The organism is Tolypothrix sp. PCC 7601 (genome assembly GCF_025677855.1).
Taxonomy (GTDB): domain Bacteria; phylum Cyanobacteriota; class Cyanobacteriia; order Cyanobacteriales; family Nostocaceae; genus Aulosira; species Aulosira diplosiphon.
Map to the genome: position 1 here is coordinate 7752437 of NZ_CP064879.1, position 13300 is coordinate 7765736.

The following is a 13300-nucleotide window of genomic DNA, read 5'->3' on the forward strand; positions in this document are numbered from 1 at the left end:
CTCCGACTTCTATAAAATCATGCCGTTACAGGTGGGAGCTAAATCCCTATCCGTAACGTAATTACGAATTAGTAACTACGAATTACGAGTTGTTAATACTAATCGGTTCAACATTTAGAACAGACAAGTATTAATGCCCACCCTGTTAAAGGTTAGACAATTTCAGTAATGCTGACGATTTTGCCAGAAGTACGATTAATCCGCTGAATTTGGGGAGTCATCTTACTAGCTGGAACAATGTACTCAGTGGTACTGATGCGTCGGGGACTGTCGAATTTGGAACCTTGCACCAAGATTTTGAATCGTTTTTCAGTTCCAGAGCCAATGACTGTGGATGAAGAGGCTTTGATCGCGTTGGCGCTGTTAGTAGCAACAGCATAGACCAATTGAGCCGATTTAACTGCACTATCAATTTGGGCAGGGCCGCGATCAAGGGCAAATATGCGGTTGAAGCCTACTTGCTTGGAGTTGGCTTCGCTACTTCTACCACGATAGTAAGGCACTACGTTTTCACCAAAGGCTGCTTCATATTCACTACTATCGATATAGGAGTCAATTTCAGCATCGTAGCCTTCAGCTACAGTACGAACGATGTGTTCGGAAACTTCTCTTTGATCCTGGGGTGCGCGACCAAGCAAATGTAAGAAGTTAAGTTCTACAAATCGGTAGGGAGCGCAGGATTGGAAGTAGCGGTTGCGATAAAAATCAGACTTGGCAACGCTGCGGACAAATTCCCGCACGGTGATGGAGCGATCGCATAATTGTGATTCTGCTGTCACCAACCGCTCACTCTCCATAACATGAGGGTTGCCTAAAACCTGTTTGTAAACTGCACGGATAATAGTTTGAACTTCTTCTAAGCTACTAGAGGGCCAAAGTTCAAGAATTGTCTGGGATGCCATTAAAATTTCTGCTCCTCAATTTTTTAAGTTTGCACCTAATTTATACAGGAGTGATACTTGCGATCACGCCGCCTTGCTGGTGAATCCGTTGATACTCTTGAGAGAGCTTTTCGTAGGGCACCAGAAAGACTTGATTGGAACGGCGAAACTTGGAAATATTATTGAAGGTTTTGGCACGATAACCTGTAACTTCAATGCGGTAAACTTTGCCACCAGCACTAGCATCGACTCCAAGACGGGTACGGGCACCAGTAGGTGGTGTCGAGAAGGTTGCTCCAGCGCTAGCAGGTGAAATTACTGCTGTTGGTGTGCTTTGAATCACTAATGCATTCAGCTTAGGAGCCTTGCCAGATAAGTCACCCTTCAGGCTGCTGCTAGAAGCACCTCGTACCAGTTGGAAGGTATGAGTAAATTGCACCATGCTCTGAAGCGCTTCGGTTTTATAGCCTCGGATGTAAGGTACAATGTTCTCGCCAAAAGTAGACTGATACTCATCACCATCGATATAAGAATCAATCTCAGCTTCAAACCCTTGAGTATCAAGGATTGTGCTGTGGGAGCGCATTTCTTCTAAATCTAGTGGTGGACGACCCAATAGATGGCGGAAGTTGAGTTCAATGGCTCGGTAGCGCGCACAACTGGTGAAAAAGCGAGAACGATATAGTTCAGATTTAGCCACTGCTCTGACAAACTCGCGGACGCTCAACTCACCCCGCTTAAACTGGGATTCAGGCACAGCAAGCCGCTCACTTTCCATCACATAGGCATTACCTAATACTTGCCGATAGATTGCCCGAATGATTGTTTCTGCTTCTTCTTGTGAGCGACCTGGTACCCACTCAACGGGAGGAGTTTCATCAAATAGGCTGACTCCCAAGCGTGAAGCTGGTCCAAATGGCATTAATTGTTTCTCCTGTTAACGAAAGTTTAAGAAATTTGTTTCGATTTGTAAATAAATTTCAGATTGCTCATCCAGGCTCATCAATTCTTTGGATTGATTTGTTGCAACCCAAATTACCAGCTTCCATAAGCATGAAAGCTGTGATTTCCTAGATGCTCAAGGTTTTAGGCGTTTTATACGCTTTGTTATGATCATTTTCTTATGAGCGCGGAAAGATGTACATCAAGATTTGTAAATCTTGATGAAATGAGAGAATTTTGCACTCAATTTGCACAAACTATTTGTAATGGGCATGGGAAATTGGGTAATGGGGAATGGGGAATGGGTAATGGTTATTTCCCCTCATCCCCCTCATCCTCCTCATCCCCCTCATCCTCCTCATCCCCAGTCCCCAATCCCCACTTCACTCCGTCGCCCCTGCTTTGATTAATAAATCTACTGCTTGAGCAGATCTAAATGAATTACGGGCTTCACTCAATGCTGTTGCATCCCAGCGATTCTTGGGACGGAAGTCTGCGCCATTTGCTAATAAAATCGTCATAGTTTCTAAATCGCCTCTGGCTGCTGCCATCATCAGAGGAGTCCAACCACCGATGTTGGCAGTATTGACCTCAGCACCCAGTTCAATTAATGCTTTGACTGTATAGGTATGCCCATTGTCTGCTGCTAAGTATAATGCTGTGTCACCGATTTTATTAGTGGCATTTAACTCAGCACCCATCTTGACTAGACGTTGCACAATATCTGTTTGACCACGCCGCGCCATTGTCATTAATACAGTCTCTTCATAGGAGTTGCGTAGACGCAAAGCGTCTTGCCAGAAGGCATCGCCTATATCAGCACCACTATCGAGCAGCAGAGAAACAATTTGAGAGCGATCGCTTTCTGCAGCGAACATTAAAGCTGTGTAGCCTGCGGGATTTTTCACATTCACATCAGCATTATGAGCCAGCAGTAATTCTACGATATCGAAATAACCCTCTGTAGCTGCCCACATCAATGCTGTATTACTGGCTCCCAAAGCTGTAACGCCCCCGGTAGTATTAGCATCTGCGCCCTGGGCTAGTAAGCTTTTGACAGCAGCAGTGTCACCTTTAACGATCGCGCGGATCAAATCTTCGTTGAGAGAAGCCATTGTTTAAGTAATTCGTAATACTTAGTTACAACGTTACCTGATTGTGCAGTTCCAGAAGCACCATTCATCTTGGCTCGGTAGGTTGTTTGTACTAATTTTAATTACGAATTACGAATTACGAATTACTTTCTCAAGCTGTCTTTATTTCAACTTTAAATACACTGTCTGCGGGTTTCTGGGCAATAGTGTTATCCCAAGCTATTTTCTGCAAAAATGCTTCACCAGAGGGAGTTTCTACCACATCCACACCCCAGTTTCCTGGTTGCAGAGCATCAGGAGAATCGCTAGTAGGGGGAGTTGTTTTGATACCACCTAAAATCAGAATTTGTGGAATAGTTTCTGCACTTAATTGTTGCGATCGCCGTTTTTCTGCTAAAGCCTTAGCACAGAGTTCGCCAACTTGCTGCGGCGAAAATTCATTGGTAGGGAACAAAATTTCTACAGTCCAATGAGGATGATTCACCAACCTGCATTGTAGTTGTTCATAGACACTCAAGCTTGATTTAAATACTTCAGCAAATTCTTCCCGACTGAGGGCTTGTACTGTGTCAGGACTAACATCAAAGTTATGAGAGAGTAGCATTCGCCCTTGAAATTGATTCAACATTTGGGTTCAGCATAATTACAGCTAGGGTTTGAGTGACTTGAGCCTTAGCAGCTAGTTTTGAGGATGGGTATTACATCTTGCTCTGGGGAGGTTGGTAGAACACTCAAGCCATTCCTATTTTCTAACCATAGTAGGGTTAATTACTTAAAGAAGATTCGTTAAGTTTAGTAACGTTAAGGTGATTACAGAAAATTGCCTAACTGTAATACTTAATGAATAGACAAAATAATGTTAAATGAGCGCTGAACCCAAAATCTCAAATTTGCACCGTTAAGAAACAAGCCTCAGCCCCAACAAACCTGCAACAATTAAGCCAATGCAGAAAAAGCGCTTCATCTCAGCAGGTTCTCCAAACAGCACTACACCCAGCAAAGCCGTACCCACTGCTCCGATACCAGTCCAAATTGCATAAGCAGTACCCACTGGTAAAGTGCGGAGTGCTTTTGATAGCAATACAAAACTCAGTATCATACAAGCAACGGTAACGACGCTAGGAGCCAGCTTGGTAAATCCTTGTGTATACTTCAAACCGATTGCCCATCCCATCTCTAGCAAACCAGCAATCAGAAGGTAAATCCAAGCCATTGTTTTTTTCCTTACGCACCCAAATGAGGACACAACTCTATTCTGCTTGAATTATTACAGGGAAGAGGTAATCAGCCTGTCTTTCATAAGGAAGAATATTTTCTGTTATCCTAAACTCAAGTTTTTAGCAGCTATTTTTTAGTCAATCAAGACTAAAGTAACCCCGACTCGTAATTATCATCTCAAAGGACTCATTATATATAGCAATACAGTTCAGTTAAGCTCATTAGCGATTGATTTGTTACTTCTTAAAGAAGCCAGATAAATTGGGGGATTCTCCCCCAAACCCCCGATTGGTTGACGGTTGCGTCCCCCAAACCCCCTCCAAAAATATTGTTCTGTTTTTTTGTTAAGTAACTAGTACAACACGGCGTAAATAAAGCTACCGTTTCAAACAGTCAAAAGCCCAGATATATAAATACTTTTGACTTTTGACTTTTGACTTTTGACTTCCGCTTTGAATATCTTGCTAAATTTTGGATAGTTCTTAGTAAGAAGTGCGCTGCGATCGCTAATCATCAGCATAGAGATAATTTGCAACTTTAAGTTTATGTTGTGGTGTTGTAGAGAATACACTATCAGAAGGCTTAGAACAGCAAAAGGGTAAACAAGTCTCAGGTTATAATCCATTTAAGATAACAGGGAATAGCACGGCATCGTAAGGGCACGGCATCCATAATCTTCTGGTATATACAATAATCTTACTAGTGCCGTGCCCCTACAGAGAATTTATGTGTTGCGAATATGATTTTAATTGGTATTATTTAAGCTTTGCCTACAAAATTAGCGGTTTACATTACCATAAATTTTCATAGGTAAGCTCTGGATTGTTCCAATGAGTTTCTGCTAGGAATTCGCTAAATGTAGTCAAAATACCGGGAAATTCTTTCCTTAATTGCTGAACATCAGCTTGATAACCTTTTTGGCGATACCACTGAATTAAATTGAATAGTTCTTTTTGCCAAAGTAACAAGAAAATCCAAGCGGGTGTTTCTTTATGGATAACTTTTATTCCTTGCGCTTGCGAGAAAGCCTCAGCCATTTGTTTGGGTGTTAGCACATCACCAGCTAACTCAAATTCTCGCCCAATATATTGAGCAGGATGTTGAATTACATAGGCTGCTACACGCCCCATATCTTTAGTAGTAATTAAATGTAGCGGTTTGTCAGGCTGAATGGAAAAAGGGAAAATGCCTTTAAGGATAGAAGGACGCGTGTATTTTTTCCAAAACTCCTCCATAAATAAGCAAGCGCGTAACATGGTCGTGGGTAAACCAGCAGCTTTGAGAATTTGCTCAACTTGATATTTTTGCTCGATATGGGGAATACCAGAATTTCTTTCCGCCCCACCTGCGGAATTATAAACAAAATGTTGGATATTAGCTTGTTTTGCTGCTTGTGCAACTTGTTTTGCTCTTTCCACTTCTTGAGGATTGGCTTTGCTACTATCTCCAGATGTGGCGTGACAGTAAACAGCAGCAACTCCTGTAAAAGCGGCGGTGAGGGAGTCTGCATTATCTAGGTTAGCTTCTACTAACTCCACTCCCGCATCATGCAATTTTGCTAGAGAAGGACGGTTAAGGTCAATTTTCCTAGTAATGGCACACAGGTTTGTTATACCCTGTTCGAGAAAGCCTTTGACGACATTTCCACCAGTTCCACCAGTAACGCCGATGAGCAAAATTTTATCGGACATTCTTTTACCTAAAGTTACTATTTGAAAAATATGCCTGATGTAGAAGTTGTAGCAAATATTCAAGATTTAGTGTTCAATCTTGAGTCAGTAATTGCTGTACACATAATGGCAGATATTAATAGAACTAATAGATTTCAAAAAACGGCGGTAGGAACTTTTATTTCAAGCTCAGAATGTCATAATTGTCCAATCTTCTAGTTGTAAATTAGGAACTTTGGCAAAATCTTTACTATTGCGTGTTACTAAAATACCATTTATAGACAATGTGATAGCTGCAATACGTAAATCTCTTGTGCCGATCCGAACTTTTTGGTTAATTAATTCTCGATAATAATTGTAAGCAGACCGATCAAAATCTAAAACTCTGAGCTTGTTAAGGTATTCAATACAATCCCTTAACCCTTTGTAAGCCATAATTAAATTTTCCGATTGTGGAGATTTATCATTATGTTTATTAATGACATTTAGCCATCCTTTCATTTGCTCTTCTAGTGTGACAACTGTAATGGCTAGATTTTCAGGATTTATTTGATTAATCCGCTGTTGTAGAAGTGGATGTCCCCTTTGGAGAAGTGATAAATGGTCTGTATCTAGCACCCATACAAATGTCACTTGATTTGAATCCTATATATTAATTTGATTCTAATCTTTTTCCTGTTCTGCACTAATTATTTGGCGTTCGGCTTCTATTTCAGCTAACACTTCATCAAAAAGAGGATTATCTTTATACATCCCTGCTACCTTTATCCAAGGATTTTCAGTTTTAAGAGATTGTATTTGTAGAGTAACAAGTTTTGAATTACTCAAACGCGCTTGTAACATATCTTGTAACTTTTCTATGGCTTCGTTTTCCGTTTGACCTATACTTTTACAATCTGATAAACCTATGAGGGTGGCGCTAAATGTACCATCTTGATTTTTTTCAATTAGCGCATTATAGCTATCATATGAAGCATTGATCAAAGAGTTAAAGCTAACCATATCTTTTTACTTACATCCATATGTTTTCATAATAAACTATTTGTTTGGTCAATTCTGCAGCAAATCATTGAGCGCAAATGGCAGCTACAGCAATGCTTTCATGTCAGATTACAACAAAGATGCTTGTGGGAGCAACGCGATTTGGTGAGGTCGGATAAAAAACGTGCGATCGCCCCGGAATCGTGGCTTTGCAGTGGAAGCATATCACAGATGATTTCCGGACAATTCGATTTGAGCCGACTATGGTGGAGTCATAAAATGGCTTAGTTTGTAAAAATGGTTTAAAAACGCCGAAAAAGCGGTCTTTTCCCATAAATCCGAATCTAGCAGGGCTGTTACAATCCATTAAGCCCGAAGGTGTGACGAGGGAAGACAAAGTATTTCCAGCACCAAAGGCTGGATTGATACCCATAATCTGACAAATCGGGCTTGGCATTTGGTGTCGGAAAGAAGCAATATCGAGTATCGCAAGCTATAGGAAAGCGACATTATCCGAAATGATAATGTGGTCAACAGCTTGTGGTGTAAAAGTCTTGCTTATTTCAAGATAGGCGATCGCCTTATCAATAAATTGACACTCTCCGCCCACGTGCGGGGATTCTTCTTCGACATAGATATATTTCCTGAAGGAAATACTGGATACTTTTCCACAAATAGTGCAAAGTTAGTATTTGTGTGTTTGAAGCTCTATTTCCGATCTTCGTTTTTCCCTATGACCGAAACAACCTATGCTGCTCTATTACCTAGTCGAAAGTAGCGATCGATAGCATCGGCAAAGCTGCGTTTACGCATTTCCCGCAACCACTCGGCTAAATAATCGACAATAAAGCCGTACTGATTGGTAAAGTTTTCTGGGCTAAATTTGGGAATTTCCCAACCGGGAATATATGCGTGAAAGCGGTCAAAAAATGCCGTATCGATCATTGTTTCCGGGAAAGGTGCCAGTAGGTGGGAGGTTCTCACCAAGGATTCAACGCTTTGGTTAATATTGCCTACAAATACCATTGAAGCGGTAGCTGTAATTTCGGCTTTTCCCCGTGCGAAGGAACCGGAAGCCATGTAATCTTTCATGATTTGTACGCCATCGTTATCGTGGAAGCTAATACCAGCAACTTCATCGAAAGCGACGACATCGAATAAACCCACCAAACCGATGCGACGGGTGGACATATTGTAAAACAGGTTGGCTACTGTGGTTTTACCACCGGAAACCAAAATCGAGTTTGGGGAAACTTCTTTGTAAACGTGGGATTTTCCAGTGGAACGGGGACCTAATTCGCAACAATTGTAATTATTTTCGCATAGGGGGATTAAACGGGCGAGGATGTTTTTAACACGGGTAACACCTTCCTCGATCGTCACTTCATCATCTGTAGCACAGTACATTCCCAGTAGGTATTCCAGAACGTACACGGGTACGTTGGCACCTTCTTTAATCCGCTTGGTTAGGTCTTTGCGTACCACCTTTCCAGAATAAATATTGTTGAGTTTGTGGTTGAGGTCATCCATAAGGAAGCGATACAGGTGTTGAGGTACTTGAGTTGTTTTATCAAAAATTATCAAAAATTATCAAAAATCGCCAAAATCGTTAGCAATACTCAAGCTAATAGTCCAATCTTCCCGTACTAATTCGCTATCATCATCAGCATCGCGGATAATTAATAAGGCACGGGTAGGAGGGTTGGAAGTTGCGATCGTCAGACGGACGGTATTTTCTCTTTCGCTGGGGTGGGGACTGCTACTGCTCAATTCGATTTTTTTGACATCGGTGATGGGTGTATTGCTATCGGTATGATATAAAGCTACTGTTATTTGACGCGATCGCCATCTTCCTTTCACTGCATCTGCTTGTACCAGTGTCAAGCTAAAGCGATTATTCGTTACTCTTCTTTCTCTAACACTCACTTGCACGTTAACTTTTCGGGCTAATCCTTCATCATCTTTTGCGGCTCGTTTGTGGTGATAGGTAATTATGGGTACACAAATTTCTTGCAGAGATGCCCCACCGTGGACAAATTGGGAACCTGCACCCTGGATGCCAAAGCGTAATGTGCCGCGAGGAATCACAGCAAAGGTTTTTTCTGCATAGGGTAGAGAAAAGTTTAATAAACTGGGTTCTGGTATTATTTCTGAGGTTAATAGGTAGCGACGTTTACTTTCTAAAATTACTTCGCTGTTAGGAATGGGGCGCTTTTCGGCTTCTTGGACAGGACGACGTTGATATAAAAATCCGTGGTCGCTGGTAATAAATAAATTAGTGCCGTTAAGAGAATTACAGATTTTTTTGACTAAGCGGACAATTTCTTGAATTGCATCATCACAAGCTGTAAATACTTGACGTTCGCTGGCTGGTTTGTCACCAATAGCATCGATGACATTATGATAAATGTATACCAAGCGGTAGGATGAAATAGCATTTCGTCCTTCTTCGCTTGTCATTGCTAATAAATCACCAGCATCAATTACTGTTGCTTCAACTTTACTATTTTGAATCAGCAATTTTTGTCGAGTTAAGGAACCTTTTGTACTCATTCCATCTACTTTGACATCACCATTTTTAGGTACTAATTCTAACTTTACCCCTGGTAATAATGCTGCCATTCCCAAACGGGTAACGCTGGGTAAAACACCTAATTGTGCATTTAGATTTGCGTCACCCCGTAATTCTTTTTTAATGACTTCTTCGAGTTCCTTGGCAACTTCGTAGCGTAATGCATCGGAAATAATTACAAAAGCCTTTTCTCTGTCGCTGCGATCGAATATTGGTAAAACATTTTCGCGGTAAAATCTAGTTTGAGATGGAACACCTGTTACTTCCCATTTTTCACCGAGAGAATCTGACCAGTCTTCCCATAACCTCCTCCATGCGTCGAGATACGATTTTCTATAAACTTTTTCAACAATCGCCAAGTTTACTGTTTGAACTATTGACAAATCCGCCAGCGAATGCAGGTGAATATAGATTCGATTCGGTAGCTGTCAAAGAACCAAAATTTGAAATCGATGGGGTATTTTTACCTCCAGAAAGTCAAAATCCTGGGGTTGTTTACTTCTGCGAAGTACAGTTTCAACTCGATGAAAAGCTTTATGAGCGGGTATTTGCAGAATCCCATTTATATTTCTATCGCAACCGTAACAGATTTAGTGATTTACAGATGGTGATAATTTATCCATCTCGCAGCACCGAACAAGCCGAAATTCATCCCTATCGTAGTTTACTCAATGGAGAGCAAGTAACTCGCATATATTTGGATGAATTGGGTGATATTCGCTCTTTACCCGTATGGGTAGCGTTGATGGTGTTGACTACAATTGAAGATGAGCAAGCAACGGAAGAAGCCAGGTATTTGCTTACCAGGAGTCAGCAGGAAGCACCTCAGCCAGAAAATCGCACCATAATAGAGTTATTGACAACAATCATGGTGTACAAGTTTGAAAATAAAAGCCAACGAGAGGTAGAAGAGATGCTGGGAATTACACTTAGAGAAACACGGGTTTATCGGGAAATCAAGGAAGAAGGGGAAAAATCCCTGGTTTTACGTCAATTAGCCAAAAGGGTAGGAGAATTACCCCAAGAAGTGAGTCAACAAGTTGAATCTCTCTCCCTCGAACAGTTGGAAAATCTGGGGGAAGCATTGCTTGATTTTACCAGTATGGCTGATTTGCAGGCTTGGTTGGCAGCACTTAAAGCTTAAAATCGAGAAGGTGCAATCTTCCGATAAAATCCTTCATGCGTCGAGACTCAATTTTCTATAAACTATTTCAACAATCGCCAACTTTACTATTTGAGCTATTGACTAATCCACCAGCTAATGCAGGTGAATATCGATTCGATTCGGTAGCAGTTAAAGAACCAAAGTTTGAAATCGATGGTGTATTTTTACCTCCCGAAAGTTCAAATCCCGGTGTAGTCTATTTCTGCGAGGTACAGTTTCAAAAGGATGAAAGACTCTATGAAAGGGTTTTTGCCGAATCTTGGTTATATTTCTACCGTAATCGGGATAGATTTAGTAATCTGCAAATAGTGATAATTTATCCATCCCGTAATCTTGAGCAAAGTGATATTCGTCCTTATCTCAGTCAGCTTAACAGCCCCCAGGTAAATCGCATATATTTGGATGAGTTGGGGGATATTCGCTCTTTACCCTTGTGGGTAGCATTGATGGTGTTGACTACAATTGAAGATGAGCAAGCAACCGAAGAAGCCAGGTATTTGCTTACCAGAAGTCAACAGGAAGCACCGCAGCCAGAAAATCGCGCCATAATAGAGTTACTGACGACAATCATGGTGTACAAGTTTGAAAATAAAAGCCAACGGGAGGTAGAAGAAATGTTAGGAATTACGCTCAGAGAAACACGGGTTTATCGGGAAATCAAGGAAGAGGGACGAGAGGAAGGACGGGAGGAAGGAAGAGAAGAAGGACGAGAAGAAGGAGAGAAATCCCTTGTTCTGCGTTTATTAGCTAGAAGGGTGGGGGAATTACCGCAAGATGTCCGTCAACAAGTTGAATCTCTCTCCCTCGAACAGTTGGAAAATCTAGGGGAAGCATTGCTTGATTTTACCAGTATGGCTGATTTGGATGCTTGGTTGGCAGCACTTAAAGCTTAAAAAAGCCAACGGGAGGTAGAAGAAATGTTAGGAATTACGCTTAGAGAAACACGGGTTTATCGGGAAATCAAGGAAGAGGGACGAGAGGAAGGAGAAAAATCCCTTGTTCTGCGTTTATTAGCTAGAAGGGTAGGAGAATTACCGCAAGATGTAAGTCAACAAGTTGAAGCTCTCTCCCTCGAACAGTTGGAAAATCTGGGAGAAGCATTGCTTGATTTTACCAGTATGGCTGATTTGGATGCTTGGTTTAATCAATTATGAATTCTGTTTTCAGCTAATCCGCAGTTAAACTGTATAAATAAAAATCTTAAATTATTGTGGTGCAGGCATCCTGCCTGCTTATTGTACACAAATTAAGCGCTTAACCTCTTAACAAATCCCTTTTCCATTGGGATGCTTTTTCTAAATCTGCCATTTTTAAATCTGCACCTTCATATACTAAACCTTTGAATTGGGTGTAGTTATAAGCAACTCCATCATCTAAATCTAATTTTATTCTGGCATCGGCTAAATGTTGCAGTTTGGCTTGATAATCTCGTAATTCTAATTGTTGTTCTTGTAGTTCTTTCAAGCGTTTTGTAGCTGTTTTTTTGGCAACGGTGGAGGATGCAGTTTCCAATTGTTGCTGGGTACGGGCAATTTCGCCATCTATTTTTACTTGTAGTTCCAAAACATAATCGGTGCGGATGCGGGCGAGGGTGTCTTCGTTGTATCTGTGCAAATATATAAAAGCTCCAAAAGCGCGTTTTTTGCCGCTTGTAAATAGCCAATAGATAGGGCGTTTTTTGTAGGTTTGAATGTGGTCGGAAATAAAGTCTTGGAGGAAGTAGCGACGAATGCGTTCTAGGGGTGTTTCGTCGTTTTTTAATGTGAGTGCGTTGGCGATAAATTCGAGGTTTTCGGTGAGGGTTTCGGGACTGTATGCGATGCGGATAAATTCAACGAAACGGGTGACTATATCGTCGTCAAAGTATGCTCTGTCGGTGATGGGGATGATGGCATCGATATCTGCAGTGTATGTTAGGGCGAACGCATCTAAATATTAAAAATCGATAATCAAAGTGGGATTCCCCTACACTGCACCACACAGTACTTTCAGAGAATTAAGCATGAAACTGAATAAGAATGATAATCGTTGTAGGGGGGGTTTGTGGCAGCCGACAGCTGCCAAGCAATACGGGTTCGTTTTTGTAGTAAATTCAATATTGCGTTAAACAAAAAGAACCAGATGATAGTGGAATGAAGCTTAAGCCCAAAATCACAATTGCTGACCACTTCAGTGTAATAGAAGATCCACGCATAGATCGTACCAAAAGACACAAGTTAATCGATATTATGACCATTGCTGTATGTGCGGTGATTTGTGGAGCAGATGGTTGGGTAGCAATAGAAACTTATGGTTGTTGGTAGTTCTATTCGCAGTCATTGGGGAATTGAGAATTCATTGCATTGGATCTTGGATGTTGCTTTGAGAGAAGATGACTGTCGGATTAGAAAAGATAATGCTCCACAGAATTTTGCAATTCTTAGACATATTGCAGTCAATCTTTTAGGTCAAGAGAAGCGTGTCAAACGGGGAATAAAAAATAAACAGTTTCTCGCTGGGTTGGATAACAATTATTTATTAAGAGTTTTAGCATTAGCATAAACTAATCTATCAGAAATTGAATTTAAATCTTTAGGATAAATCTCATTATTTTCCAAATAAACATACCTTTATAAACTTGAATTTTGAGTTGTTTTAGTATTAATAAATAATTATTCAGCTTCAGATAAGCTAATTCATATTTTTCCGAAACTATTGATTCATTTTATTTATCATTTCCGGAATTTTTACAATTATCTATGTCATTTTGAAATCTCTCTTAGTTTTTATTAGGAAAT

Annotated in this window: 14 protein-coding genes and 3 pseudogenes; 5 read left to right on the forward strand and 12 right to left on the reverse strand. The window is 40.8% G+C overall.

The annotated features are described in order from the left end of the window. Positions 1–152 precede the first annotated feature (152 nt). From HG267_RS31415 to pglZ, 11 genes and pseudogenes are all read right to left on the reverse strand, one after another. The gene (locus tag HG267_RS31415) at positions 153–902 is read right to left on the reverse strand and encodes a phycobilisome rod-core linker polypeptide (RefSeq protein ID WP_045871127.1); all 750 of its coding nucleotides are present in this window, start codon (positions 900–902) and stop codon (positions 153–155) included. Between the two features lie 40 nt (positions 903–942). Further along, positions 943–1803, reverse strand: coding sequence for a phycobilisome linker polypeptide (locus HG267_RS31420; protein WP_045871126.1), 861 nt, complete (start codon positions 1801–1803; stop codon positions 943–945). Between the two features lie 403 nt (positions 1804–2206). After that, on the reverse strand, positions 2207–2938 hold the full coding sequence (locus HG267_RS31425; RefSeq protein ID WP_045871125.1) for an ankyrin repeat domain-containing protein: 732 nt from the start codon (positions 2936–2938) through the stop codon (positions 2207–2209). A 130-nt stretch (positions 2939–3068) separates the two neighbouring features. After that, positions 3069–3545 carry a DUF2656 domain-containing protein gene (locus HG267_RS31430; RefSeq protein ID WP_045871124.1) on the reverse strand — a complete coding sequence of 159 codons (477 nt, stop codon included), beginning with the start codon at positions 3543–3545 and terminating at the stop codon, positions 3069–3071. A gap of 270 nt (positions 3546–3815) precedes the next feature. Then, positions 3816–4130 carry a quaternary ammonium compound efflux SMR transporter SugE gene (sugE, locus tag HG267_RS31435; RefSeq protein ID WP_045871123.1) on the reverse strand — a complete coding sequence of 105 codons (315 nt, stop codon included), beginning with the start codon at positions 4128–4130 and terminating at the stop codon, positions 3816–3818. Between the two features lie 796 nt (positions 4131–4926). Beyond that, a complete protein-coding gene (locus tag HG267_RS31440; RefSeq protein ID WP_045871122.1) occupies positions 4927–5826 on the reverse strand; it encodes an NmrA/HSCARG family protein in 900 nt (299 codons plus the stop codon). A gap of 168 nt (positions 5827–5994) precedes the next feature. After that, a complete protein-coding gene (locus HG267_RS31445) occupies positions 5995–6438 on the reverse strand; it encodes a type II toxin-antitoxin system VapC family toxin (protein ID WP_045871121.1) in 444 nt (147 codons plus the stop codon). Between the two features lie 30 nt (positions 6439–6468). Next, positions 6469–6807: a type II toxin-antitoxin system HicB family antitoxin gene (locus tag HG267_RS31450; protein WP_045871120.1), complete on the reverse strand. Its 339-nt coding sequence runs from the start codon at positions 6805–6807 to the stop codon at positions 6469–6471. A 103-nt stretch (positions 6808–6910) separates the two neighbouring features. Continuing rightward, positions 6911–7243, reverse strand: a complete 333-nt coding sequence (locus HG267_RS31455) for a hypothetical protein (RefSeq protein ID WP_155539314.1) — start codon at positions 7241–7243, stop codon at positions 6911–6913. A gap of 302 nt (positions 7244–7545) precedes the next feature. Further along, positions 7546–8316, reverse strand: a pseudogene (locus HG267_RS31460) (BREX system Lon protease-like protein BrxL); the annotation flags it as partial. Positions 8317–8376: 60 nt separating this feature from the next. After that, positions 8377–9741, reverse strand: a complete 1365-nt coding sequence (pglZ, locus tag HG267_RS31465) for a BREX-1 system phosphatase PglZ type A (RefSeq protein WP_235623067.1) — start codon at positions 9739–9741, stop codon at positions 8377–8379. Here pglZ and HG267_RS31470 point away from each other — a divergent pair. Genes HG267_RS31470 through HG267_RS31480 form a run of 3 tightly spaced genes read left to right on the forward strand, consistent with a single transcriptional unit; the run spans position 9672 to position 11677 of the window. Continuing rightward, positions 9672–10502 carry a DUF2887 domain-containing protein gene (locus HG267_RS31470; RefSeq protein ID WP_045871349.1) on the forward strand — a complete coding sequence of 277 codons (831 nt, stop codon included), beginning with the start codon at positions 9672–9674 and terminating at the stop codon, positions 10500–10502. The two genes, pglZ and HG267_RS31470, sit on opposite strands and share 70 nt — an antisense overlap. 35 nt (positions 10503–10537) lie before the next feature. Then, the gene (locus HG267_RS31475; RefSeq protein WP_045871119.1) at positions 10538–11416 is read left to right on the forward strand and encodes an Rpn family recombination-promoting nuclease/putative transposase; all 879 of its coding nucleotides are present in this window, start codon (positions 10538–10540) and stop codon (positions 11414–11416) included. A 24-nt stretch (positions 11417–11440) separates the two neighbouring features. Then, positions 11441–11677, forward strand: a complete 237-nt coding sequence (locus tag HG267_RS31480) for a DUF4351 domain-containing protein (protein WP_045871118.1) — start codon at positions 11441–11443, stop codon at positions 11675–11677. Positions 11678–11777: 100 nt separating this feature from the next. Here the strand turns inward: HG267_RS31480 and HG267_RS31485 are convergent, their stop codons facing one another. Beyond that, positions 11778–12137 carry a BREX-1 system adenine-specific DNA-methyltransferase PglX gene (locus tag HG267_RS31485; protein ID WP_228045463.1) on the reverse strand — a complete coding sequence of 120 codons (360 nt, stop codon included), beginning with the start codon at positions 12135–12137 and terminating at the stop codon, positions 11778–11780. Between the two features lie 518 nt (positions 12138–12655). On the opposite strand from HG267_RS31485, the pseudogene HG267_RS31490 reads away from it, so the two are divergent. Together HG267_RS31490 and HG267_RS31495 are read left to right on the forward strand one after the other, a co-directional pair. Continuing rightward, a pseudogene (locus tag HG267_RS31490) lies at positions 12656–12817 on the forward strand (transposase family protein); the annotation flags it as partial. Beyond that, positions 12816–13064, forward strand: a pseudogene (locus HG267_RS31495) (ISAs1 family transposase); the annotation flags it as partial. The pseudogenes HG267_RS31490 and HG267_RS31495, both read left to right, overlap by 2 nt. Positions 13065–13300: the final 236 nt, after the last annotated feature.